Genomic DNA, 24484 nt, shown 5'->3' with positions numbered 1-24484 from the left:
AAACGGACTCTAGCCAAACACGCGCACAATATCCCTTGCGTCCATGTCGGGATGGATGGGCTTGAGCGCCAGACGGCAAAAGTCATCAGGCCTGTCCATATCCAGCTTGAGTTCGGGGCGGCGCAGCCAGTCTTCTTCCGGATCAAACGTGCCTATTTTAAAGCTGGAGGCATTGTCCCAGATGTAGTTGAGGCAGTGCTCGCGCTGCGAGGTCTGGGCGGCCTTGGCGTCCAGTTCTTCCAGCAGCTCACGCGAAAGAATTTCCGCACCAAGGCCATCGGGCCAGAGATTGTTGCGCGGAATATGGTTATAGGCATAGTCCCAGCCGCCCTGCTCATAAAAATCCACGAGCCGGTCAATGGCCCCGCTCCAGATGAGCGGATTATCGGCGCATACGCGCACCACGCGCCCGGCATCCGCCGTGCGGGCCGCAAGGCAGAACCGCGCCAGAACATCGTCCTCCGAACCGGCAACGCAGGGTACGCCGCGCCTTTGCAGATGCTCCACGAGCACACGGTCAAGGGGCGTATCCGGCACAGCCACCATGATGCCGTCAAGCTTTGCAGCCTGCGCCAGCCGCCGTGTTACCCAGTCGATAACGGGCACATCACGCAGACAGAGCAGTGATTTCATGGGGAGCCGCGTGGAGCCGAGGCGGGCCTGAACAATGGCTATAACCTTGCCGGTCTTGCGCATGGGTGTTCCTTTGTGGAGCAGGTTACGCTTGCTGCGGTTCTGCGGGGGCGGCAGTTTCCACCACCTGGGGGTTGGCTGGGCCTTCCTGCAGGATATTCTGCATAAGGGCCACAACGCGTCCCTTGTTGGCCGTAAAATTAAGGGCGTTCTGGCGATCCCAAAAGCGTTTGCGCCGGGGATTCTTGAGCATGGCCAGAAAGACATTGCGAATCTTGGCATCGCTGACCCTGTCCATAATGCCCACAAAGGCAAAGCCGTTGCGGGGGCGGGCAAAGGTATGGCGCGCCTCGCGCTCGTGGTGGGCCAGCACCATTGAAGGAATCCGCATGTGGGCCAGTTCGTACACCGTGCGCCCTGCGGAGCAGATGGCGAGGTCGGCCCCTTCCATCATGCGGCTCATGACATTGGTGGCCCAGGTAAATTCCACCAGCGGGTTATCCAGCCGTGCCAGATGCGCCTCCATGGCGTCCTTGTGGGCATAGCCCGGCCCCGCCACAAGGCGGATGCGGATGCCGTAGGCCCGGCAAATGGGTTCGATGATGTCCAGCACCCGGCGCGAGCAGTCGTTGAGATCCGTGCCGCCAAAGGTGATGAGCACTGTCCTGAGTTCAGGGCGGAAGGGATTACGCGCCGCGCCCAAGAATTCATCCCGCAGGCAAAAATAATCCGGCCCGTAGCGCAGACGCTCGTTGCTGTCCCTGTCTTCATACAGGGCGTTGACCACCAGCCGCGCCCAGTCCGCGCCGGGGCCTTCATCCTCAAAGTTGACGCAGCGCACGCCAGCCGTGGTCAGACGCGCCATATAGGCCGCCGTGGTGTTCAGAATATCGTTGACCACAAGGTCGGGCCGCATGCGCAGCACGGTGTCTGCCAGCTCCTCGTTGCCCTGACGCACGATCTTGTAGTCCTTTCGGGCTATGCTTTCCACCGCCAACTCGCTCTCACGCGTGCAGACAAAGCTGATCTTGTGATTGGTGATCTCGTGCGCCAGCATCAGCGCGCGGAACACATGCCCCATGCCGATGGCGGGCCAGCCAGCCACCACAAAGACCACATGCCGCCGCTGCAAAAGGTGCTCGCAAATCCACCAGTCCTGATAGCCCTGAATTTCAATGGCCCTGTCGTTGAGAAAATACGGCACGATCTTGCCGCGCTCAAGAGTGTGGCCGTTGGCCTTGTCCAGCAGGGCAAGCCGCAAAATAATCAGCGCGCGGCTTTCCACCACCAGCATTTTTTCGCTGTCGTGCCCGGCGTCTTCGTCCAGCAGGCTCTCAAGCCCTTCGCCCTGCACATTCCAGATGCGCTGGCGCATGCTTTTGACCGTCACCAGGCTATCGGCCTGCGCCTCGCGAAAGCGCTTCCAGGCGTCTTCCACGTCCACCCAGGTGAGCAGCGGGCAGGAGGCGCGCAAAATCATGCAGTGCTCGTATTCCCGCGCAAGCTCTGTCAGCAGCCCGCGCATTTCGGTAACGATATCAAGGCTGGTGAACCGCAGATCCTTGTTCCAGTGGTGCCGCACGCCCGCGCGTTCGCAGATGAGCGCAATCTCCTGGCTGTCGGTCAGCACAACAATATCATCGCCGGGCAGGACGCTGCGCGCGGTATTGACGGCCCGTTCCACAAGCGTAACCCCGGCCAGTTTTTTAACCAGCTGGTCAGGAATGACGGCATTTTTCTTGATGGCAGGTATGACGATGCAGCGTTCTTTCACGTGTGTTCTCTGCTATGCGGAAGGAACAGGACGCAGTGAGCAAACCCCGGACAACATCGGTAATGCCGATGCCGTCCGGGGCAATACAGACCGCGTTAGCGCAGGCTGGCCAGAACCTCGCGGGTGGAAGCCAGCATGTAGTCAAATTCCTCATCCGTCAGCCAGTGCTGGAAGGGGAAGGAAATCATGGCGTCAAAGAAGGTGTCGGCATTGGGGCAGTCGGCCTTGCCCATGCCCAGACGGCGGTAGTAATCGTAGCGGTCCAGCGGAATATACTGCACCACGCACTTCACGCCCTTCTCGTTGAACATGGCGCGGATAAAGCGGTCGCGGGCTTCGGTGCCCGTGGTCATACGCGCGGCGAGCAGGTGGTAGTTATGACGGCGGGAATCCTCGCGGTGAAACTCCAGCTCTGGAAAGTCCGCCAGCGCATCAATGAAGCGCAGGGCGCGGGCGCGTTTTTCGTCATTGATGCTGTCGATACGCTCAAGCAGCTTGGCCCCCAGCGCGCATTCCGCTTCGCCAAGGCAGTAGTTGTTGGGCTGCAGCGGTTCCCCGTCCAGCATGGGCAGATCAACGTTGCCCATGGCGGGCTTCCAGTAGTCGGGCCGCTCAAAATCATAGCCGCAATGCCCGTTGTGGCGCAGGGTGGGCACCAGGGCCGCCAGCTTGGGATCGCGCACATAGAGCATGCCGCCCTCGCCAAGGGTGGTGAGGTTCTTGTGCGAATGGAAGGAGAAAACGGCCATGTCGCCAAAGCTGCCAGCCTTTTTGCCATTCAGCTCGGAGCCAATGGACTGGGCCGCGTCTTCAATGAGGATAAGCCCGCGCTCTTTGCACAGGGCTGCAATGCCGGCCATGTCTGCCACATAGCCGTACAGGTGCACCACCACAACGGCCTTGGTGCGGGGCGTAATGGCTTTTTCGATGCTTTCGGCTGTAACGACCCGGGTCAGAAGGTCAACGTCAGCCCAGGCCATTGTGGCGCCTTTTTTGATGTAGGGGTAGGCGGAGGCCGTAAAGGTATGCGAAGGCATGACCACTTCATCGCCGGGCTTGAAGCGGCACAGCTGGGCCGAAAGCTCCAGAGCCGAAACGCCGTTCATGGTCACAAAGCAGCTGCCCTGGGCAACGCCCTGATAGCTGGCAAACTTGCTTTCAAAATCACGCATGTGCACGCCCTGGGTGAGCGTGTCGGCATTGCGCATGACCTCGACAACCACGGCGATTTCTTCTTCCGTGTAGCGGATGGCGCGGCCGCTGAAATTTACTTTAAGGTCCATGAGGACTCCTTGTGGCAAATGCGCCGCCGGAAGGCCCGACGGCGCACAATATGCGGTTATCACTGCAAGCGGAGGCGCGGCTTGCGCCGCGCGCTGCTACATGCGCTTGAAGCGCTCGATAACGTTTTCCTTGGTGAGGATCTTTTTGAAATCCGGGCCAAGGCGGTTGGAAAGCGGCTTTTCGTGCACAATACTGGCGCCGTAAAGGGCATCGTACTGCGCATCGGTAAGGCCCTGGCAGATGCCCTTGGGCAGGTCGATGCCCTGGCGTTCCATCATGGCCATAAAATCTTTGTATTCATTGGGGTAGATGTCTTCCAGCACGGTGAGGGCATGGCAGTTGGCAATGCCGTGGTGCATGTGCAGCACCATGCTGAGGCCAGCGGAAAGGGGATGCACCACGCCCACGAAACCGGCGGCCATGCCGCCCAGGAAGGAGGCGATCATGAGCTTTTCGCGGTTTTCATCGCTCATCATGTCGCTGGAAAGGTAGACCTGCTTGCTGAGGTCAATGGCCTTTTCAGCCAGGGAATCCACCACCACGTTGCGGTAAGAGCCAGTAATGCTCTCAAAACAGTGCATGTAGGTGTCGATACCCGTGTAGAAATACTGGTTGCGCGGCACGCTGGCGGTGAGGTCAGGGTCGAGCAGCACCTGTTCAAACATGGTGTAGTCGCTGTTCATGCCCAGCTTGATGTTCTTTTCCTCGTTGCAGATGATGCCAGTGCGCGAGGTTTCGGAACCCGTACCGGAAAGGGTGGGAACGGCGATTTTGTAGGGAGCGGGGTTCTTGACCAGTTCCCATCCCTGATAGTTTTCGGCCTTGCCGGGGTTGTTCAGCAGGTTGCCCACGCACTTGCAGGTATCAAGAACGCAACCGCCGCCAAAGGCCAGCAGGGCGCAGGGGGCCGTGCCGTTGAGGAAGGTCTTCACCTTGTCGGTGTAGCCGTCTATGCTGTCAGTGGTGGGCTCGTTGGTGGTGTCTACATAGACCACCATGTCCTTGCTTTCCACGGGCAGCTTGGCAATGAGATCCTTCCCTTCAAAAAAATGGTCAATAAAGAACACGGCAGGGCCGTTCACTGCGGCGCGGCGCGCGCCGATCAGATCGCCAAGCTGGGCAAGGCTGCCCGAACCAATCATATAGTAACCGACATTCTTTGCGTTGCGAAACATAGTTGCCCTCTCAATATGGCAGATGATGACCGGGCCATACGCTATAGCCGAACGTCTGGCAAGATGGCCTGCAATGGGCCACTGGCGCGGATTTTCGCCTGTTGTCGCCGAAGGGCGGCACAACCTTTATATGGTGGCCCTCAGACCCCGCTGTCGTCAAGTGGATCAGGGCCAAAACGGTTGGCCCCGGAGGTTCCTTTAAGCGCGTACACGACCATCAGCCCAATGCTCGCAATGCCCACGGCCAGGGCCGCTACAATGTACAGCCACTCGGCATCGGCCGCCACGCCGACCAGGCCGGGCAGCATCAATGCCGCAGGCAGTGCCTGCCACCAACCGGAAAGGTCGCGGTCGTGCAGCCTGCGCGTTGACACGCTCACCGTTGGCAGCAACAGCCACAGGGCCTGCACGGCGCTGATGATGGAAGCCAGCGCTGGCGCAATAGCTCCCACAATGCCCACTGCGATATTGATCAGCAGCGTGAACAGGCAGAACCACCAGAATTCGGAGCGCGAGGCCCGGCCCTTAAAGCTGCAATACTTCTTGGTCAGGCAAATTTTTACGGCTTCCCTGAATTCCATGTGCTCTCCCTCCAGCGGGCAAAATCAGGCCCGGTGCTGCCGCCACGACTGCACGGTATTGCTCAGCAGCATGGCAATGGTCATGGGGCCAACGCCGCCGGGCACAGGCGTAATGGCATGCGCCTTGGGGCTTACACTGGCAAAATCCGCATCACCGCACAGACCTTCTGGGGTGCGGTTGATGCCCACATCAATGACCACCGCGCCTTGGCGCACCATGTCTCCAGTGATGCAACGCGGCCTGCCCATGGCAAGAAACAGAAAATCGGCCTGACGGCACTGCTCGGCAAGATCGGGTGTACGCGAATGGCATACGGTCACTGTGGCGTCGCCAAAACGGCCAGAACGGGCCAGCAACATGGCCAGCGGTTTGCCCACAATGTTGGAGCGCCCTACAACCACGGCCTTCTTGCCGCTGGTGGGCAGGTCGTAGCGGCGCAGCAGCTCCATGACCCCGGCGGGCGTGCAGGAGACAAATCCCGGCAAGCCCAGCGAAAGACGGCCCACGCTCACAGGGTGGAAACCGTCCACGTCCTTTTCCGGATCAATGGCCAGCAGGCATTCCTGCGCGTCCAGCCCCTTGGGCAGGGGCAGTTGCAACAGGATGCCGTCCACAGCGGGATTGGCGTTGCACTCGCCAATGAGTTGCAGCAGATCCTGCTGGCTGGTGGTGGCGGGCAAATGGTGCGGAAAGGAAACAATACCGGCCTCGGCGCAAGCGCGCTCCTTGTTGCGCACGTAGACCTGCGAGGCAGGGTCTTCGCCCACAAGGATAACCGCAAGACCCGGAGCACGATGGCCCTGCGCACAGGCGGCGGCCACTTCCGCGCCAAGTTCCGCCCGGATGTCGGCGGCGGTTTTTTTGCCGTCAATCAAGATCATGTCATACTCCAAAAAATAAGATAGCCGCCGCAAACAGGGCGACCGCCGCGCCCGGCTGGTGCGACGGTCGCTGGTGGTACCCGCGCCCTTCCAATATGGTTGCGCGCGGGTTGGAGGTCCATACGCGATCAGCTGTGAAAAGCCCGCAGACCTGGCCGTAGCGCGGCCTGATCTGCGGGCGGATAAACCTAGTCTTCGTCTTCTGCCTGGAGATAGTATTCAGCCATGATGGGGCCGAAGAAGTCCGCATCGTCGTCCAGTTCTTCTTCAATGCGCAGCAACTGGTTGTACTTGGCCATGCGCTCGGAACGGCAGAGCGAACCGGTCTTGATCTGCCCGGCGTTGACGCCCACGGCGAGGTCGGCAATGAAGCTGTCTTCGGTTTCGCCGGAGCGGTGTGAAACAACTGTGCTGTACGAAGCTTCCTTGGCCATCTCGATGGTGTCCAAGGTTTCCGTAACCGTGCCGATCTGGTTGAGCTTGATAAGGATGGAGTTACCCACGCCCTGATCAATGCCCTCGGCCAGAATGCCGGGGTTGGTCACGAACACGTCGTCGCCCACCAGCTGGATATGGTCGCCCAGGGAGGCGGTCAGCATGCCCCAACCGTCCCAATCGCTTTCGGACATGCCGTCTTCGATGGAGATGAGGGGGTACTTCTGGGTGAATTCGGCCAGCCAGTCGCTCATCTCGGCATTGTTGAAGGTCTTGCCTTCGCCGCCGAGCACGTACTTGCCGTCCTTGTAAAATTCGCTGGCCGCGGCGTCGATGGCCAGAGCCACTTCGGAGCCGGGGTTGTAGCCCGCTTCTTCAATGGCCTTGATGATGTAGGTAAAGGCTTCATCATGATTCTTCAGGTTGGGGGCAAAGCCGCCTTCATCGCCAACGCTGGTCACGTGGCCGTCCTTCTTGAGGATGGCCTGAAGGGTGTGGAAAATCTCCGCGCCGATGCGCAGGGAATCACGGAAGGTCATGGCCCCCACGGGCATGATCATGAATTCCTGAATATCCAGATTGTTGGGAGCATGCGCGCCGCCGTTGATGATGTTCATCATGGGCACGGGCAGCACCTTGGCGTTGATGCCGCCAAGATACTTGTAAAGCGGCAGGCCAAGAAATTCGGAAGCCACGCGCGCGCAGGCCATGGAAACGCCCAGCATGGCGTTGGCGCCAAGGCGGGATTTGTTATCAGTGCCGTCAAGGTCGATAAGGGTGTTATCGATCTGCACCTGACGCAGCACGTCCATGCCAACAATGGCCTCGGCGATTTCGCCGTTGACGTTGTCAACGGCCTTGGTCACGCCCTTTCCGCCAAAACGGCTCTTGTCGCCATCACGCATTTCCAGGGCTTCACGGCTGCCCGTGGAGGCCCCGGAGGGTACCGCCGCGCGGGCGCTGTGACCGGATTCCAGCGTCACTTCCACTTCAACAGTGGGGTTGCCGCGCGAATCAAGAATCTCACGGCCATAAACTGAAGCAATGCCGCTCATTGTCTACTCCTTTTGCCCTGGGGGGCTTGTTTACGAAAATGCTTACCACGGCGCAAAGGCCAATGGTCTGCGGATAAGTCGATCAAAATTTTTGCCCGTGAAACGTCTGTTCAGGGCCAGAAGCGCCGCCTGACAGTCAGGCTGGATTCATGGCGCTATTCGTCAACGCTGGGTTCTTCATAGTGCAGCCTGCGCAGGCCTTCAAGCAGCAGCATGGGCAACACCTGATCAAATACGTTGCTGACCCTGGCGATGGAGGAGGCAAAGCCCCCTGTGCCAAGCACTTTGACCGGGCCGGACATTTGCCGTTTGAGGCGCTGCGTAAGGCCCTCGACCATACAGGCAAAGCCAAAAACAATGCCGTGCTGGATGCTGGTGGTGGTATTGCGGCCCGGCGTGGGCTCGTTGGCGCGCACGTCAAGGTTGACCCTTGGCAGCTTGGCGGCCTCACGCGAAAGCGCGGTCAGGGCCGTGCGCGGGCCGGGGAAAATCAGGCCGCCCATGTAGGCATCGCCGCTCACGCAATCGATGGTCACCGCCGTGCCAAAATCAACAATAAGCAAAGAAGGCGCTTCGGGATACATGCGGCGTGCCGCATAGGCTCCCACCAGCCTGTCCGCACCCACTTCCGCAGGGCGTTCATAACGGTTTTCAAGCGGAACGGGCAGTTCCTTGCCCACACGCTGCAAGGGGCAGCCCACATAGCGGGCCACGGCCTCGCGCAGCAGGGGATCAAAACCGGGCGCAACAGATGACGCAACGCAGGCTTTGAGTTGCGCGGGGGCAACGCCCGCATGCTGCAAAAGCGTGAGAAGGGTAAGACCAAAATTGTCCGCCGACTGGGCGGTATCGGTGCGCAGGGTGTACGAAGTCAGCACATGACGCTCGTTGCCCAGCCCAATCTTGATGGAAGTATTGCCTATGTCGAAAAGCAGAATCTCGGGCTGCATATGCGCCTCCGCAAAGGCCTGAAAGGTTACAGAGCCGGATTATGCCCAATTTGCCCGCACTAGGCAAGCCGCGCAGAATCGGGGAATTACGCGGTAATTGCCTGTCAGGCATGACCGAATAGAGCACCAAAATACCGGGCAGCCGGTACACCACAGCAAGCCCCGCGCCTGCCGTGCGTATACATTGGCACGACAGGCGCGGGGCAACTGTTTTCTCGGCGGCGCAGCGCCCGCCGGGGGCTGATATGTTTATTCCACCGTTACGCTCTTGGCCAGGTTGCGGGGCTGGTCCACATCCTTGCCCAGGTAGTCGGCGGTTTCATAGCTGAAAAGCTGAAGCGCGGGCAGGGCCATAAAGCCTGCCAGAGGAGCGGGCAGGGAGGGGATAACCCAGGTATCTTCCGCACCAAGGTCAAAACCCTTGTTGGTCAGGGCGATAACCTTGCCCTGCCGGGCCTGCACCTCGACCATATTGGACTTCACCTTGGGCAGCAGGGCATCGTCCAACGCCAGGGCAAAGGTGGGGAACGAGGGGTCGATCAGGGCAATGGGGCCGTGCTTCATTTCGCCAGCCGCATAGCCTTCTGCATGGATGTACGAAAGTTCCTTGAGCTTCAGCGCGCCTTCCAGAGCCAGGGAGTAGCAATGGCCGCGCCCAAGGTAGAAGAAATTGCGGGCCTGTGCATACTTGCGCGAAAGCTCGCGCGCCTTTTTGTGCATGGCAGGCAGCGAAGCATCCAGCATGGCGGGCAGGTTCTCCAGCATGTCGATGATCTTGCGCCGTTCGTCCGCAGACATGGTGCCGTTGCGCTTGCTCCAGTACAGGGCCATGAGGGCCAGCATGAGCATCTGGCTGCACATGGCCTTGGTGGAAGCCACGCTGATCTCAGGCCCGGCCTGGGTGTAGAGCACGGCAGAGGCATCGCGCGCAATGGACGAACCCACCACGTTGCACAGGCCAAGCACGGTCACGCCCTTTTCCTTGGCAATGCGCAGGGCTGCCAGGGTATCAGCGGTTTCACCGCTCTGGCTGATGACGAGCACCATGTCGTCCTTATCCAGCAGCAACGCGTCCCGATAGCGGAACTCGGAGGCGATTTCTACCTGCACGGGCACATGCGCCCAATGCTCCAGCAGATGCCGCCCCCACAGGCCGGAATGATAAGACGTGCCGCAGGCCACAATATGCAGACGGCGCGGCACAGGCAGGCTGTCCAGCTCCGCAAGGCGCACACCGCTGTGGTCGCCTTCAATGCGACCCGTGAGGCCATCAGTGATAACCCGGGGCTGCTCAAAAATTTCCTTGAGCATAAAGTGGCGGTAGCCGCCCTTTTGCGCGGCCTGCATGTCCCACTGGATGGTCTGCGGCTCGGGCTGCACCGGGCTCAGATCTTTGAGGCGCATGATGGCGAAGTCGGAGGCTGTGGCCCGAACCAGTTCGCCGTCTTCCAGAAAAACCACTTGGCGCGTGTAGGGCAGGAAGGCCGGGATATCGGACGCCACAAAATTTTCGCCAGTGCCCTGACCAAAAATAAGCGGAGCAGACATACGCGCGGCGTAAATAACGCCAGGCTCGTTTTTGTCCATGAGGCAGACCGCATACGCACCGTGCGCTTCGCGCAGGGCGGCGGCAAAGGCATGCAACAGGTCAGGCTCGGTCTTGCAGCGTTCGGCTATCAGGTTCACCAGCACTTCGGTGTCTGTCTCGGAGCTGAACGTATAGCCCTTGGCCGTCAGGTCAGCCTTGATTTCCTGATAATTTTCAATGATGCCGTTGTGCACGATGGCGAGTGCGCCATCGTTGGAACGGTGGGGATGGGCGTTGCGCTCGGCGGGCACGCCGTGCGTGGCCCAACGGGTGTGGCCCATGGCGCTGGTGGGCGTGGCGACGCCTTCTTCGTGAGCGAGCTTTTCTTCCAGCGCGGCCAGCTTGCCGGTGGCGCGCACCACATGCAGATCGCCCTGACGGGCAAAAGCCACGCCCGCAGAGTCGTACCCACGGTATTCCAGACGGCGCAAGCCCTCAACTACAACGGGTACCGCAGGCCTGTGACCCGCATAACCGATAATGCCGCACATAGAGTGCCTCCTTTTATCGCCGGGCAAGGCCCGTTCACAGACCACTCGGTCGACCTGTGAGAAATAGGTAGGTATGTCGTTTTGTAAATATCCCTGCCGCCAGAACGGAGAGGGTTGGGGGGAAATATGCAAGGCCGGAACCGCGTATGCGGTTCTGTTTCAAGCGAAGCGAAGTTCGAAAAGCCATCGCTTGCCGGCGCGGCAAAACCGCAGCCTGCCCTGATTTTCTGTTGTGCTTACATTGTCAACACTCTCGACCGGAACCGCATACGCGGTTCCAGCCGAGAGTTCAATATATCTGTCGCCTGCGTGCCGGGGCCACGGGGCCATCGGCGGGGCAGAGCTACATGTTCTTTCTGTCCACAATGTCCATGTTGTGCACTTCAACCTTGGCGGTCGAAAGCAGACGCTGCATGAAGGTTTCATACATGCCCTGAAGGCGCTCGCGCTCCACGGCATTGACCATGATGTCCTTGATCATGTCCCATTCTGCGGGATCGGGAGGCTGCACCGCGCCAACGTGCACGAGCACGGCGCCCTGCCCGTCCTTGGGGCTGTTGACGGCAAAGGCAACAGGCAGCCACTGGCCGACCTTGGCATGAAACACGGCGGCGGCCAGCTCGGGGTCAGCCCCAAAATCTGCCAGACTTCCGCTGCGATCCATGGGGTTGGCGGTCTTGATGCCCATGCCCGTCTTAACAGTGGGGTTGATGGGGCCGTCCGCAAGGTTCTTGCGGCGCTCCGCCGCCGCGCGCATGGCTTCGGCAAGGGCCTTTTCGCCCTGCAAGCGGGTGGAGATTTTATCTTTCACAGCTTCAAGCGGTGCGGTGGATGCGGACTCAGCCTTAAGCACACGGGCCACCACATAGGCATCGCCAGCTTCAAGCGCCCTGTCCACCGGCGAGTTGGCCGGGGTCTTTTCAAGGCTTGCGGCGGCTTCGGCGTTGATGCCCATCTTCTGTTGCAGATCCTGCGCTGAAGCCATGCCCGTCTGCTGGGCTTCAAGCCCCAGAGCCTGCGCGCTCTTTTCAAGCGGCTTGCCGAGAATGTTGTCTTCAATGAGGTTATCAAGCACATCGCGCAGTTTGTCCGCGCCCTGTTCTTTGGCAATGGCCTTGCGCACATCGGCGGCAACGCTGGCAAAGGGCTGCGTGTCGCCGCCCTTCTTTTCCTCCACCTTGATGATGTGCAGGCCAAACTGGCTGCGCACAGGTGCGGAAATCTTGCCCGGTTCAAGGGCAAAGGCGGTGTCTTCAAAAGGCTTGACCGTGGTGCCGCGCTTGATCCAGCCAAGCTCGCCGCCAGGGCCGGCAGCGTTGGGGCCGTTGTGGGCATTGGCCACATCGGCAAAACTTTTGCCGCTTTTGAGTTCTTTTTCAATGGCCGCAGCAGATTCCTGGGCCTTCTTTACGTCCGCCTCGGCGGCGTCTTCGGCCAGCGGCACAAGAATGTGCGCGGCCTTGACTTCTTCCTGCTGGTTGAAGCGGGAGAGATTGGCATCGTACCACTTGCGGGCGTCAGCCTCGCTGATGGCTTCGGGCTTGACCAGATTTTCCGGCGAAATGCGGATATAGGCCACGTCCACCTTGGGAGGAATGGCAAATTCAGCCTTATGGCTGTCATAATAGGCGGCTACTTCCGCATCCGAGGGCTTGGCATTTGCCATGAACTCGGCAGCAGGAATAAAGATGTAGTCGGGCACCCGCTGTTCACGCAGGAAATTGTAGCGGTTCTGGGCTTCTGCAGGATCATGCCACGCTGCTGCAGTGACCAGGGCAAAGAGCTTCTGCCGCAGCAGGTCTTCGCTCATGTCATGCTCGTACTGCGCGGGCGAGATGCGCTGCATCTGCAAAACGCGCTTGTACGCTTCGGGATCAAACTGCCCCCTGGCGTTCTGGAAGGCCGGGATCTGCCCCACGGCAATGCGCAGCTCAAGCGGCGTCACGGTAATGCCCGCGCTGGCGGCTTCCTGACGTACGAGAGACTGGCTGACCAGATCACGCAGCACCTGACGCCCAAGGCCCTGACGGACCTGCTCGCGCGTTGCGCCGGGGTTGTTGCGCATCACGGATTCTTCCGCATTGCGATAGGCAAGTTCAAAATCACGCACGGTAATGGGTTCGCCGTTAACCATGGCGACCACATTGCCTGCGCCCCGGTCTTTCATACTGCCTACGCCCCAGAAAACAAAGACAAGGATAATGAGGCCAAAAGCCAGTTTGACGCCAAGAGACTGCGAATTGGAACGGATATACTCAAGCATGCTTACTCCGAGATGCGGTATTTCCCAAAAGATAGGGAGGCATCATAAGCGCAAACTGTGGGAAACTCAACAACAGGAACAGTACGAAAGAAAATAGCCACCTACCGACTTGCGGCGCAAAAATCGGGAGCAAAAAAACCTTACCTGTCCATGCCCAACTTGCGCATTCTGTGTTGCAGGGTAGAGCGCGGCACGCCCAGCAGCGCCGCTGCTCCTCGCGGCCCGGAAATACGCCCGCCGGACTGGCGCAACGCTCGTTCAATGTGACCCCGCTCATTTTCTTCAAGCGTGGGAAGGCGCGCCGAGGCTGCCGCCTGCTCGCTACCTGCGCCGCCAGATACCGGATCAGCAACACGCCCCAACATACCGCCCGCCGCAGGAACAGCTGATTCACAGGGCTGTTTTTCTGCAGTTTCAGGTTCCCACTGGTGCAGGGCCTCCAGGACAAAATCTTCCGTCAAAGCCGAATCCAGCGAATGAAGCAGCATACGGCTCACCACATTGCGCAGTTCACGAATATTGCCGGGCCATGAATGCCCGTGCAGAGCCTGCACCACTGACCTGCTCAGCCTGGGAGGGCGTATCTCGTACTCTTTGGCGAACTGATGAATAAAGTGATCCACAAACAGGGGAATATCGCTTTTGCGCTCCCGCAGCGAAGGCATACGCACAACCACAGAGCCAAGCCGGTAGTACAGATCCCGCCGCAAACGCCCCTCGGCCATGGCTGCCGCCAGATCAATATTGGTAGCTGAAATTACGCGGATGTCCACACCAGTGGATTCAGCCTCGCCCACACGCTCGAACGAATTTTCTTCCATGACCAGCAGCAATTTGCTCTGCATTTCCGGCGCAAGCTCGCCAATTTCATCAAGAAACAGGGTTCCGTTCTGTGCCAGTTCAATACGCCCAATGCGCTTGGCTGTGGCCCCGGTAAAGGCCCCCTTGGCGTAACCGAACATTTCGCTTTCAAAAAGGGTAGGCGCTATGGAAGGGCAATTGACCTTGACGAAATTTTCTTCCCTTCGCGGGCTGTGACGGTGCAGCCAGCGCGCCAGCATGCTTTTGCCCGTGCCAGTTTCCCCGGTGATAAGCACGGGAATGTTCAACTTGGCAACCTTGCTGACAATAGCCATAGTGCGGGCCATTGGCGGGGTTTCGAGCAGTTTGCTTTCCAGCAGAATGGTGCCCGAGTTATCCTGTATGCGGCTGGATTGCTCCGGCAGTGGCCTGCCTTTTCCCACGCGTTCCTCCGCCAGCACGGCAAAAAGAAAGGTGGTAAGCACAGGCGTGAGTTCAATGAGAAAGTTCAGAATCTCAACAATATTGTCCGGCTGCTTTACAAAAGAAACATGCAGCGTGCCTATGACTTCGCGGTTGATTATGAGAGGCAGGGCAATGGTTGCGTTGAGGCCCACCGATGAAAGGGGCATGGGGCCATCGCCCAGATTATGGGCCGCCAGATCGTTGATGACCACAGGCTTGCGCGAAGAAATGGCAAGCCCGGCAACGGTATTGCGGGCTATACGGGTATTTGAAAGTGATTCTACAACGGTTCCATCCGCAGCAGTAAACAGGTTCAGAAATTCCCGCTCGGCATCATAGAGGTTGATGCAAAACCGGTCATAGTGAAAGAGCACACGAAGCTGCTTGGATAATATCTGAAAAAACGCGTTTCTATCGATCTTTCCCGCAACAATGCGCGCAAGATGGTGCACAACCTGCCCTACCGTGAGCGAAGGGCTGCTCAATCCATTGGGCGTAATTTTGTATTCCATGGTCTCCGCCTAAATATGGGCAATTTTTTACCCAAATATCATCAATACTGCCAACAAATCAAGCCATTAGTTGAGTGGTCAATCAAGATTGTGAAAAAAATCCATATTTCCCGCCTAATAATTCGGATCGCTGATTTTGGCACACCAATTGCTATAACTCTTACAGCAAAGCTTAAAGGCATAAAAAAGATTTGTATTTACATGTGGGGATAAAATAATCCACATATGCATACTCATAATGCCGCAAGAAAAACTCTTGTTTTTCGCATAATGTCATTAAGTTTTGCCATACAAAACATTTTTTATACCATTGTTATTCAAGGAGAACGGTATGGTAACCCATTTTGTGGTTCACGAACCCGACGATAGCGTCGGCGTTGTCGTTGTCGAAGGGGTGAAGAAAGGCGATAAGCTTAACGGTTGGGTCATGGATGGCAACCAGAGCATCGACTTTGAAACGCTGAGTGACATTCCGATCGGCCACAAGATTGCCCTGAAGGATCTTGCTGTGGGCGATACCGTCATCAAGTACGGCACTGACATTGGCAAAGTTGTAAAGCCCATCAAGCGCGGCGAACATTTGCATGTCCATAACGTCAAAACCAAGAGGTGGTAAGCTGATGCAACAGACATTTATGGGCTATCGCCGCGAAAATGGCCGCGTGGGCATCCGTAACCACGTTATAATTCTGCCCCTGGACGACCTTTCCAATGCCGCTTGCGAAGCTGTTGCCAACAACGTCAAGGGCACGCTTGCTCTTCCGCACGCTTATGGCCGCCTTCAGTTCGGCGAAGACCTTGACCTGCATTTCCGCACGCTGATCGGCGTGGGCTGCAACCCCAACGTTGCCGCCGTTATCGTTATCGGCATCGAGCCCCAGTGGACCAAGCGCGTTGTGGACGGTATCGCCAAGACCGGCAAGCACGTTGAAGGTTTTTCCATTGAACAGCACGGCGACCTTGAGACCATTTGCAGCGCTTCCCGCAAGGCCAAGGAATTCATGCACTTCGCCACCGAACTGCAGCGCACCGAATGCAAAGTGAACGAACTGTGGGTCTCCACCAAGTGCGGCGAATCCGACACCACCTCCGGTATTGCCGCCAACCCCACTGTTGGCAACGCTTTTGACAAGCTGTGGGAAAAGGGCGCCACCACCCTCTTTGGCGAAACCACTGAAATCACCGGCGGCGAGCACCTGGTTATGGAACGCTGCGCCAACGCTGAAGTTCGCGCCCAGTTCAAGGCCTTCTTTGACCGCTACGCCAAGGTTGTGGACGACCACAAGACGGACGACCTGAGCGACTCCCAGCCCACCAAGGGCAACATTGAAGGCGGCCTGACCACCATTGAAGAAAAAGCCTTGGGCAATGTGCAGAAGATTGGCCGCAAAGCGCCTGTCATCGGCTGCCTCGACAAGGCTGAAATGCCCACTGGCCCCGGCCTGTGGTTCATGGATTCCTCTTCCGCCGCTGCCGAAATGGTCACCCTTTGCGCTGCCTCCGGCTTTGTGGCGCACTTCTTCCCCACGGGCCAGGGCAACATCATCGGCAACCCCATCCTGCCCGTGATCAAGCTTTCGGCAAACCCCCGCACCGTGCGCACCATGAGCGAGCACATCGATGTGGACGTTTCCGGCATCCTGCGCCGTGAAATGGACCTCGATGCCGCTGGCGACAAGCTGCTCGAAATGTTGTTCCGCACCTGCAACGGCCGTAACACCGCCGCTGAAGTGCTGGGCCACAGAGAATTCATCATGACCCGTTTGTACGAAAGCGCCTAAGCTACGCTTTAAAAGAGGCCGACCGGCACCGTCAGGGCAGGCCGGCCTCTTTTAAAGCCGTATTAGCCCAAATTTTCACAAATCTGGTGTTTGGCCGTGTTTTTCTTGGCACCCATTTTCCCCCCTTGCCTGATACTGAGGTGGATATGTCGAAAAAAGTATTTTCTTCTCTATATTTCAAAGTTCTTGTAGGCATCGCTCTGGGTATTGCGTTCGGCTTTGTCTCTCCAGATATTGCTGTTAAACTCAAACCCCTTGGCGATGCGTTCATCAATCTTATCAAAATGATCATTACGCCAGTGATTTTCTGCACTGTCGTCGTGGGCATTGCACGCATGGACAGCCTCAAGGCTGTAGGCCGTGTGGGCGGTAAAACACTGCTGTATTTTGAAATAGTTACCACTCTTGCTCTTTTTATCGGTCTGGTTGTTGTACATTTTGTGCAGCCCGGCGCCGGGATTCATGCCGACCCTGCCACCATGGATGCTTCTTCTCTGGGCAAGTTCGCCCATGCCAAGGCGCAGACCACCATGGAATTTGTTATGGGCATCATCCCCAACAGCGTTATCGGCGCGTTTGCAGAGGGCAATCTGCTTCAGGTGCTGCTGTTCTCCGTGCTGTTCGGCATGAGCCTCTCCCACATGTCAGGCAAGCCTAAAGAAGCCATCCTTGGCACGCTTGAACGCTTCAGCACTGCCCTGCTGGGCGTGGTCAACCTGATCATGAAGCTGGCCCCGGTGGGCGCTTTTGGCGCAATCACTTTTACCATCGGCAAGTACGGCGTTGGCGCGCTGGCTTCGCTGGGCAAGCTTGTGCTCTGCCTCTACGTGACGAGCGCGCTCTTTGTTATCGTGGTGCTGGGCCTTATCTGCAAATTTTCGGGCATCAACATATGGCAGCTCATCTGCTATATGAAGGATGAAATTTTCATCACCCTCGGCACTGCCAGCACAGAAGCCGTGCTGCCCCGCAGCATGGAAAAAATGGAAGCCCTGGGCATCAAAAAATCCGTGGTTGGTCTGGTGTTCCCCACTGGCTACTCCTTCAATCTTGACGGTGCGGCCATCTACCTGACTATGGCGGCATCCTTCATTGCCCAGGCCATGGATATTCACCTCGACATCAGCCATCAGATAACCCTCATGCTGGTGCTGCTGCTCACATCCAAGGGCGGCGCGGGTGTTGCCGGTGCAGCCCTTATTGCCCTCGCTGCCACACTTTCGGCCACCAACATCATTCCCGTGGTGGGCATGACACTGGTTATTGGTATTGACCGCGTGCTCAATGAAATGCGCGCCGTGGTCAACCTCATCGGTAACTGCGTCGCCACAGTGGCCATTGGCCGCTGGGAAAAGTCCATTGACCTTGACCGGGCCAACAAGGTGCTTCGGGGCGAAATAGACGTCGACCATGTGCTCAACGATGCTGATGCACGTAATGAAATTGCCGCTTCAATGGTCGCAACAGAAGCCGAACCCTGCAAATAGACCCTCTCCATACCCAAGCGAACTGCCTGCCCTTCCGATGCGTCTTCGGAAGGGCAGGCGGCCGTTCATACACAGCGCCCTGCGCCATGGAACATGTTTATGCGTTACGCCATCAACTGTCAGATTGACCGCCTTTCACCTGAAATTGTGTGCCAGTATGCTGATCTGGCTGTTGCGGATATCTGCGATGCCCTGGGGCGCAACGCAGCCCTGCCGTCAGCGCTCAAGCCATTTAACAAAAGCCGCATTCTGGGTACCGCCTATACCGTCAATCTGCCCGCAAGTGAAAACCTGCTGCTGTACTATGCTGTAGACAACGCCCGGCCCGGCGACGTGCTGGTGGTATCCTGCGCGGGCTATACGGAAAGAGCAGTAGCTGGTGAAATTGTAGCGGCACTTGGTAAGGCGCGCGCTCTGGCAGGCCTTGTTATTGATGGAGCCGTGCGCGATGCCGACGCCCTGCGGCAGACGGATTTTCCCGTCTATGCGCGAGCAGTGTCGCCCAACGGGCCATACAAGGACGCCTGCGGCGAAATCAACGTACCTGTCAGCATGGGCAACGTGGTTATTCAGCCCGGCGATCTGATTGTGGGGGATGCGGACGGTATTGTGTCCATCCGGCGGCAGGAGGCAGCATCTGTGGCGGAACAGGCCCGCAAAATTACAGAAGCTGGTCTAAAAAAGCTGCAATCCATTGAAAAACACGGTTCAATGGACATGGCATGGCTTTATGACAAACTCGCCAAAAGCTGCTGCGACATCCACAGCTAGTACCTTTCACGGTGGGTGTTGGCGGGGGGAGGGGTAGTCTTGAAAAGGCCCCCCGCACGCCCACCTTGGAATTGAGACGCCAACCAGCGCACGGAACGCAAAACGCCCGCATCAGCGGGCGTTTTTATATTTGTCTGAGAAAGTTATCCGGACAAAATCAGTCGATGGGGTGCCCGGCAGCTCGGTATTCGTTCAGCTTGTTGCGCAGCGTGCGCACTGAAATACCCAACAGATCGGCTGCCTGCGTACGGTTGCCGGAGGTTACCTCCAGCCCCTTGAAAATCATGATGCGCTCCATCTCATGCAGAGGAATCACAGCGCCCTGCATGCGGTTGTCTCCAGCCGATACGCCCGTTGCCGGGGCGTACTCGCCGGAGCGGGGCGCATCAACATCCTGAACAGCCGCAGAAGCCGCCAGCGCGTTGGCATGGGCTTCTTCCACCAGAGCAGTCGACTGGGGAGCCTCTTCTTCAAACAGCGGCCAGTCTTCATTCTCAAGCAGAAAATGGCAGGGCTCAACAGGCCTGCCGTTAGCAAGCAGCACTGCGCGTTCCATCAGGTTTTGCAGTTCGCGCACATTGCCGGGAAAGTCATACTGCTGCAACCAGGCAATAGCGCTTTCAGAAAGGGGGGCGGCAGGCAACTGGTATTCACGCGTATACATGCCTATGAAAAATCTGGCCAGTTCCAGCACGTCATCCCCGCGCTCGCGCAATGAAGGCAGACGCAAAGGAATAACGTTCAGCCGAAAATACAAGTCCTGACGGAACTTGCCCTCTTTTACCCAGCCTTCAAGATCGCGGTTGGTGGTGGCAAGCACGCGCACATCAACCTTGATGGTTTCGGTGCCGCCCACGCGGTCGATCTCGCCCTCCTGAAGCACACGGAGGAGCTTCGCCTGCAAGGCCATATCCATCTCAGAAATTTCATCAAGCAGGAGGGTGCCGCCATCGGCAAGCTCAAACTTGCCGGGCTTGCGTGCAATGGCGCCAGTGAAAGCGCCTTTCTCGTGCCCAAAAAGCTCGCTCTCAAGCAGATGTTCCGGCAGGGCGGCGCAGTTAACGGCCACAAAAGCCTGCTCTGCGCGCTTGCTCATGGCATGCAGATAACGGGCAAACATTTCCTTACCAGTACCCGATTCCCCGGTAATCAGCACTGTAGCCCGCGATCCAGCCACCTGGCGGGCCAGTTGCAGCACACGGGCAATGGCCGGGTGCTCGCCCACAATACGCGGGCCAGAGCCTTCGTGGCGGGCCTTGTGCCCACCAAGAGTGGACACTGCCGGAACCGGGGCAGTCTTGCGCTTCTGACCTGCCACAGCGGCGACGCGGTCCACGTCCAGCGGTTCTAGCCAGTAATCGCGCGCGCCCAGCCCCATGAGCCTTTCGGCCTCTTCAGGGCTGCCTTTGTCCGTAATAACTATGACAGGGGGAAAATTAGGGTCTTCCGCGCCAACAGCAAGCAGATCTTCCACACGAAAACCCGGCAATGTGGGGCGTGAGAAAATCACGTCCGGCCCGGATTTTTTTATAAAAACAGAAGCGCCCTTGAGATTTTCTGCAATGCCGAGCTCATAGCCCGCATTTCGCAACGCAGGAAAGACGGCAGTGACTGCCTGAGCGGGGGTAAGAAAAAGAAGACGGCGCGATGACATGAGAATTTGTGTATCGTTTCGCGCTTCACAATGCAACCGCCAAGGCCAAAAACAGGCCATGTTCGGCCACTTGCAGCAAAAATGATGGGAAAACAGTGTAACCTTCAGCTAGATTTGGCTGTTACTTGGGCAAGTACCTGCCTTGGAATGTCGGCATGACAACAGGTCAGTATGTTATATTTTTTATATAACATACTTAAATAATTAATATTATATTAAAATATCCGGGACAAACCAGATCAGGCCCAACCGCTGGCAATAACGCCAATCCCTACCATGTTGGAGGCGGCCAGCCGCCACTGACTCTGCATGAAGGATTTGGCGCTTTCTTCCACGAGCAGGGCTTCCGCAGCTGCCGTAGAATCGTTGATAATAGAGGGGTAGTACGTAATGGCATCCGGGTTGCCGGGCGAACCCGGCAGCACGGTAACAGAAAGCCCGGATGCTGGGTCATAGTATGTCATAAAGCCCCCTGGGCGGAAAATCCGCCACAAAGCCGAGCATCCATTTACCGAGATATGGCAGGCCTGTCGGAAAAAACTTTGCGAGCTGCAAATAAACTAGTTTTTATGCTTTTTTTTGCGCTTTTCGGCCTTGTGTTCCGGCTCGGATGGTGTTTCGGGCTGCGGCATATCCACCTTGTCGACCACAATGCTGTCCACAGTATACTCGGGAAAAGTTTTTTCTCCCTTAAGCGCTGCCAGCTCCACAGCCATAATTTTTTCAAAGGCGCTCATGGCGCTCTTGCTGACCGGTTCGCCTCTGGGGTTAATGGCCTTGGCGGGATTTACGAATTTGCCATTCTGCCGCAGCCTGAAATCAAGATGCGGTCCAGTGGCAAGGCCCGTCATGCCCACAAAACCAATAACCTGCCCCTGACGCACCTTCTGCCCACTTTGCAGACCTCGGGCATAGCCGGATAAATGCGCGTACAAAGACTCCAACCCGCCGCCATGACGCACAATAATCTGGTTGCCGTAGCCGCCAGCCCAGCCACGCTGCGTAACCACACCTTCACCCACAGCCTTGACAGGCGTACCAGTGGGAGCGGCATAGTCCACACCTTCGTGTGGTCTGCTATACCCCAATATGGGATGGAGCCGGTTTTTTGTAAAGCGCGAGGTCACGCGCGTGAATGCCAGGGGAGCCTGTAGCAATGATTTGCGGACGTTTTCGCCCTTGCTGTTATAATAACTGGCGGCCTTGTTTCCTTCGCGGAACAGGTAGGCCTCAAAGGTTTTACCCTTGTTGGTGAAATGCGCGGTCAGAATACGGCCATAGCCCTTGTATTCGCCCTCACGATAGCGCTTTTCAACCAGCACCGAGAAAGAATCGCCTTCCTGCAGATCACGGATAAAGTTGATTTCCGAACCAAAAAGCTCTGCCAGCTTGAGGGCCATTTGCGGGCTTTCCCCGGCATCAGCCACTGCCTGAAAAAGATTGTCGTCAATGGTGGCGCTCATCGTGGTGAGCAGGGTGACATATTCAATGGCCTCCACCCTGGCCACGGGCTGTTCCATGCCCTCCACCACCAGACGGCGGCGGCTGTCTATTTCGTATTCAAAACGCTTTACCTTGCCCGTGGCGGCATCGGTCACAACCACGTAGGGCTGACCATCGCGAAAAGCCCGCATGGAAAACACTCGGCGCGCGGCGCTTATATAATCCTGCACGGCCTGGCTGTCTGCCCCGGCAAGAATTTTAGTGACAGTATCACCTTTCTCAACCGTGCCTTTGACCACTTCCTCGCCAGGGGCGACAGATTCTTCATCTGGATTTGCAGCGTCGGACGTAGCGGATTGCGTCAGGTCTGCTCCTGTATTTCCGTCACCTTCCGCGATATTGGTCTGAGAGGTTGCTTCTGCCCCCTGGGCTTTGAAAACATTGGCAGGATCCTCCCCGCCGTCGGCAGACGCTGCCTGATCAGTAGAAGACTGCTCGCCCGCAACGGGGATGTCAGCTTGCAACTGATCAAACGGGAGCCAGCCCTTTTCCCAGGCAAACAAACCTGCAAAAAGCAGAAACAGGGCCGCGACCAGTATCCAGCGAATCTTCGTGTGCAAAAACATTGCAAACGTATACCTGCCGTGGTGTTCCTTGTCCAGCCGCCTTAACAGGCAGTGAGGTTTTACACAGATTTTAACAGGTAATGCAGTATATTATAAAAACTGTATCCATGCCTTTGACCGGTATCATTGCTCGCCTCTGTTTTTCAACGCCGGAGGGTAAGCCTGGAGGCCATTGAATATGTCGGCACTTGTTTCATATTCAGCTTTATGGTATGCATGCTCTTTGTTCCTTCATGGCGAGAACCGCGCCAAATCCGGTAAACAAGGCCTGTGGGCCCTGCCTGAAATGCCGGCATGTTCTGACGCAATGCCCCGGAGGAAACAGTTATCCACAGGCCTATGGACAGGCCACATACGCTATGCTGAAAAACGAGTTGCAGGACATACTGGCACAGCAAAAGGCCAACGACAGGGGAGACTGGCTGGAATCCCTTACCCTGTGCCATGAAGGCGATACACTAACCGTCGGCTTTCCCCACTTTTATTTTGCCGCGTGGTTCAACCAGCAAAAGCGCGATCTTTTTGAACAGGCGCTTTCCTGCCGCTTTGCCGACAAAAAGCTCCCGCAAATAGTATACGAACAGCCCACCCTGGGGCACGCGCAGACATGGCCGTTCCCGCATGTGGAGCAAAAAACTGCCGATCAGAACAGGCAAAATTTTATGGTGCGCACGGATACCCCCGCAGCGCCCAGAATTGAAAATGATGCCTTCACAGCATTTATTGCCAATGCAAAAAATGCCTTTCCCCTGGCTGCCGCCAAGGAGATTGCAGAAAGGCGCGCCGATGTGGCCTACAATCCTTTTCTGCTCTGTGGGCACAGCGGTACAGGCAAAAGCCATATTTTGCGATCCATGGCAGCCACCCTGGCAGAAGGGCATACAGGCAGCCGCGTAATTATTGCTGCGGCTGCGCGCTTTTGCGCAGACAATCCGGCATGGGTGCGCAGGCCGGAAATTTTCTGGCAACAGTGCGATGTTCTGCTGCTGGACGATATTCAGGATCTTGCCGGCCAGTCGGCCTGGCAACGCAAACTGGTATCGTGCATGGATGCCTGCCCGCGCAGCGGCGGGCAAGACGGCAAGCCAGGACAGATGGTCTTTGCCTGCACGGGTCAACCGCAGGCTCTCAAGTCTCTGGACGAACGTTTGCGTTCGCGCCTAGAAAGCGGGCTTGTGGTAGAACTCATGGAGCCTGATCTTGATGTGCGTATGCGCTACCTGCAGGCCATGAGCAAAGAACGGCACATGAACCTCTCTCGGGAACAGCTGCTGTTCATTGCCCAGCGCTGTTCGCAGTTTCGTCTGCTGCAGGGGCTGCTGCTCAAGGTGGCGGCCTTTTGTTCCGTTACAGGGTGCGAATTGTCGCAGACAGACCTTGAAAACATTGTGCGCACGGGCGTGGCCGACAAAACGCCAGGCTGTCTGGAAATTCTTGGCGTAGTGGCCCGGGCCATGAATCTGCGGCCCGAAGACGTGCTTGGCGGCAAACGCCGACCAGACCTCGTGCTGGCGCGGCAGGTTTCCATGTATATATGCAGGCGCAAGCTGGGTCTTTCCTACCCGGAACTTGGACGGGCCTTTGGCGGAAAAGACCATAGCACTGTCATATATGCCATTAAAAAAATTAAGAAAATCCTAGTTAGTGACAAAACGCTCCAACAACTAGTGACAGAGCTGGAGCTCAAGGCACAATAGCAGCCCGCCAACCGGGCGAAAATACGGGAAAATGTTCCCGGCGTTTCCTTGGACGGTGTTGGAGTGTTCACTTGATTTTTCAATAATAAAAGTACGTTAGCTGTCTTAAGAACATAGACACAGACGACTATAATAG

Annotated in this window: 19 protein-coding genes; 5 read left to right on the top strand and 14 right to left on the bottom strand. The window is 57.3% G+C overall.

All coding sequences use genetic code 11. The features are described from left to right. Positions 1 to 9: 9 nt before the first annotated feature. From ACUZ9P_RS04740 to ACUZ9P_RS04690, 11 genes are all read right to left on the bottom strand, one after another. Complete coding sequence (locus ACUZ9P_RS04740; protein WP_449248836.1) at positions 10 to 696, bottom strand: cytidylyltransferase domain-containing protein; 687 nt, start codon at positions 694 to 696, stop codon at positions 10 to 12. Positions 697 to 718: 22 nt separating this feature from the next. After that, positions 719 to 2407, bottom strand: a complete 1689-nt coding sequence (locus tag ACUZ9P_RS04735) for a cytidine 5'-phosphate N-acetylneuraminic acid synthetase (protein WP_449248835.1) — start codon at positions 2405 to 2407, stop codon at positions 719 to 721. 95 nt (positions 2408 to 2502) lie between these two features. Next, positions 2503 to 3690, bottom strand: coding sequence for a DegT/DnrJ/EryC1/StrS family aminotransferase (locus ACUZ9P_RS04730; RefSeq protein ID WP_449248834.1), 1188 nt, complete (start codon positions 3688 to 3690; stop codon positions 2503 to 2505). 96 nt (positions 3691 to 3786) lie between these two features. Next, positions 3787 to 4866 (bottom strand): iron-containing alcohol dehydrogenase family protein, encoded by a 1080-nt coding sequence (locus tag ACUZ9P_RS04725; RefSeq protein WP_449248833.1) that lies wholly within the window; start codon positions 4864 to 4866, stop codon positions 3787 to 3789. A gap of 140 nt (positions 4867 to 5006) precedes the next feature. Continuing rightward, entirely contained in the window at positions 5007 to 5447 is a 441-nt protein-coding gene (locus ACUZ9P_RS04720; RefSeq protein ID WP_449248832.1) for a DUF805 domain-containing protein, read from the bottom strand. Positions 5448 to 5471: 24 nt separating this feature from the next. After that, positions 5472 to 6329, bottom strand: coding sequence for a bifunctional methylenetetrahydrofolate dehydrogenase/methenyltetrahydrofolate cyclohydrolase FolD (gene folD, locus ACUZ9P_RS04715; protein ID WP_449248831.1), 858 nt, complete (start codon positions 6327 to 6329; stop codon positions 5472 to 5474). A gap of 188 nt (positions 6330 to 6517) precedes the next feature. After that, positions 6518 to 7819 carry a phosphopyruvate hydratase gene (gene eno, locus ACUZ9P_RS04710; RefSeq protein WP_298997803.1) on the bottom strand — a complete coding sequence of 434 codons (1302 nt, stop codon included), beginning with the start codon at positions 7817 to 7819 and terminating at the stop codon, positions 6518 to 6520. Positions 7820 to 7974: 155 nt separating this feature from the next. After that, positions 7975 to 8769, bottom strand: a complete 795-nt coding sequence (locus ACUZ9P_RS04705; RefSeq protein ID WP_449248830.1) for a type III pantothenate kinase — start codon at positions 8767 to 8769, stop codon at positions 7975 to 7977. A gap of 249 nt (positions 8770 to 9018) precedes the next feature. Beyond that, positions 9019 to 10848 carry a glutamine--fructose-6-phosphate transaminase (isomerizing) gene (glmS, locus tag ACUZ9P_RS04700; RefSeq protein ID WP_449248829.1) on the bottom strand — a complete coding sequence of 610 codons (1830 nt, stop codon included), beginning with the start codon at positions 10846 to 10848 and terminating at the stop codon, positions 9019 to 9021. Positions 10849 to 11191: 343 nt separating this feature from the next. Further along, positions 11192 to 13111: a SurA N-terminal domain-containing protein gene (locus ACUZ9P_RS04695; RefSeq protein ID WP_449248828.1), complete on the bottom strand. Its 1920-nt coding sequence runs from the start codon at positions 13109 to 13111 to the stop codon at positions 11192 to 11194. A gap of 140 nt (positions 13112 to 13251) precedes the next feature. Next, a complete protein-coding gene (locus tag ACUZ9P_RS04690; RefSeq protein WP_449248827.1) occupies positions 13252 to 14889 on the bottom strand; it encodes a sigma 54-interacting transcriptional regulator in 1638 nt (545 codons plus the stop codon). A gap of 331 nt (positions 14890 to 15220) precedes the next feature. Here ACUZ9P_RS04690 and ACUZ9P_RS04685 point away from each other — a divergent pair, with 331 nt between their 5' ends. From ACUZ9P_RS04685 to ACUZ9P_RS04670, 4 genes are all read left to right on the top strand, one after another. Further along, entirely contained in the window at positions 15221 to 15505 is a 285-nt protein-coding gene (locus ACUZ9P_RS04685; RefSeq protein ID WP_449248826.1) for a UxaA family hydrolase, read from the top strand. 4 nt (positions 15506 to 15509) lie between these two features. Beyond that, the gene (locus ACUZ9P_RS04680) at positions 15510 to 16670 is read left to right on the top strand and encodes a UxaA family hydrolase (RefSeq protein WP_298997783.1); all 1161 of its coding nucleotides are present in this window, start codon (positions 15510 to 15512) and stop codon (positions 16668 to 16670) included. A 146-nt stretch (positions 16671 to 16816) separates the two neighbouring features. Beyond that, a complete protein-coding gene (dctA, locus tag ACUZ9P_RS04675; RefSeq protein WP_449248825.1) occupies positions 16817 to 18157 on the top strand; it encodes a C4-dicarboxylate transporter DctA in 1341 nt (446 codons plus the stop codon). 99 nt (positions 18158 to 18256) lie between these two features. Beyond that, a complete protein-coding gene (locus ACUZ9P_RS04670; RefSeq protein ID WP_449248824.1) occupies positions 18257 to 18928 on the top strand; it encodes an RraA family protein in 672 nt (223 codons plus the stop codon). A 157-nt stretch (positions 18929 to 19085) separates the two neighbouring features. Here the strand turns inward: ACUZ9P_RS04670 and ACUZ9P_RS04665 are convergent, their stop codons facing one another. The 3 genes from ACUZ9P_RS04665 to ACUZ9P_RS04655 all read right to left on the bottom strand — a co-directional run bounded on the left by ACUZ9P_RS04665 (position 19086) and on the right by ACUZ9P_RS04655 (position 22651). Next, on the bottom strand, positions 19086 to 20582 hold the full coding sequence (locus tag ACUZ9P_RS04665) for a sigma 54-interacting transcriptional regulator (protein WP_449248823.1): 1497 nt from the start codon (positions 20580 to 20582) through the stop codon (positions 19086 to 19088). A gap of 239 nt (positions 20583 to 20821) precedes the next feature. Next, complete coding sequence (locus ACUZ9P_RS04660) at positions 20822 to 21046, bottom strand: hypothetical protein (RefSeq protein WP_449248822.1); 225 nt, start codon at positions 21044 to 21046, stop codon at positions 20822 to 20824. Positions 21047 to 21142: 96 nt separating this feature from the next. Continuing rightward, a complete protein-coding gene (locus ACUZ9P_RS04655; protein WP_449248821.1) occupies positions 21143 to 22651 on the bottom strand; it encodes a M23 family metallopeptidase in 1509 nt (502 codons plus the stop codon). A 359-nt stretch (positions 22652 to 23010) separates the two neighbouring features. On the opposite strand from ACUZ9P_RS04655, the gene ACUZ9P_RS04650 reads away from it, so the two are divergent. Next, positions 23011 to 24348 carry a DnaA/Hda family protein gene (locus ACUZ9P_RS04650; protein WP_449248820.1) on the top strand — a complete coding sequence of 446 codons (1338 nt, stop codon included), beginning with the start codon at positions 23011 to 23013 and terminating at the stop codon, positions 24346 to 24348. Positions 24349 to 24484: the final 136 nt, after the last annotated feature.

The organism is Desulfovibrio intestinivivus (assembly GCF_053570665.1).
The sequence above is the reverse complement of the archived record's forward strand: the minus strand, read 5'-3'. Positions and strand labels throughout refer to the sequence as shown.

Coding starts and splice junctions, on each gene's coding strand:
- ACUZ9P_RS04740 (WP_449248836.1), bottom strand. CDS start 696: ATGCGCAAGACCGGCAAGGTTATAGCCATTGTTCAGGCCCGCCTCGGC.
- ACUZ9P_RS04730 (WP_449248834.1), bottom strand. CDS start 3,690: ATGGACCTTAAAGTAAATTTCAGCGGCCGCGCCATCCGCTACACGGAA.
- ACUZ9P_RS04725 (WP_449248833.1), bottom strand. CDS start 4,866: ATGTTTCGCAACGCAAAGAATGTCGGTTACTATATGATTGGTTCGGGC.
- ACUZ9P_RS04720 (WP_449248832.1), bottom strand. CDS start 5,447: ATGGAATTCAGGGAAGCCGTAAAAATTTGCCTGACCAAGAAGTATTGC.
- folD (WP_449248831.1), bottom strand. CDS start 6,329: ATGATCTTGATTGACGGCAAAAAAACCGCCGCCGACATCCGGGCGGAA.
- eno (WP_298997803.1), bottom strand. CDS start 7,819: ATGAGCGGCATTGCTTCAGTTTATGGCCGTGAGATTCTTGATTCGCGC.
- ACUZ9P_RS04705 (WP_449248830.1), bottom strand. CDS start 8,769: ATGCAGCCCGAGATTCTGCTTTTCGACATAGGCAATACTTCCATCAAG.
- glmS (WP_449248829.1), bottom strand. CDS start 10,848: ATGTGCGGCATTATCGGTTATGCGGGTCACAGGCCTGCGGTACCCGTT.
- ACUZ9P_RS04695 (WP_449248828.1), bottom strand. CDS start 13,111: ATGCTTGAGTATATCCGTTCCAATTCGCAGTCTCTTGGCGTCAAACTG.
- ACUZ9P_RS04690 (WP_449248827.1), bottom strand. CDS start 14,889: ATGGAATACAAAATTACGCCCAATGGATTGAGCAGCCCTTCGCTCACG.
- ACUZ9P_RS04685 (WP_449248826.1), top strand. CDS start 15,221: ATGGTAACCCATTTTGTGGTTCACGAACCCGACGATAGCGTCGGCGTT.
- ACUZ9P_RS04680 (WP_298997783.1), top strand. CDS start 15,510: ATGCAACAGACATTTATGGGCTATCGCCGCGAAAATGGCCGCGTGGGC.
- dctA (WP_449248825.1), top strand. CDS start 16,817: ATGTCGAAAAAAGTATTTTCTTCTCTATATTTCAAAGTTCTTGTAGGC.
- ACUZ9P_RS04670 (WP_449248824.1), top strand. CDS start 18,257: ATGCGTTACGCCATCAACTGTCAGATTGACCGCCTTTCACCTGAAATT.
- ACUZ9P_RS04665 (WP_449248823.1), bottom strand. CDS start 20,582: ATGTCATCGCGCCGTCTTCTTTTTCTTACCCCCGCTCAGGCAGTCACT.
- ACUZ9P_RS04660 (WP_449248822.1), bottom strand. CDS start 21,046: ATGACATACTATGACCCAGCATCCGGGCTTTCTGTTACCGTGCTGCCG.
- ACUZ9P_RS04655 (WP_449248821.1), bottom strand. CDS start 22,651: ATGTTTTTGCACACGAAGATTCGCTGGATACTGGTCGCGGCCCTGTTT.
- ACUZ9P_RS04650 (WP_449248820.1), top strand. CDS start 23,011: ATGCTGAAAAACGAGTTGCAGGACATACTGGCACAGCAAAAGGCCAAC.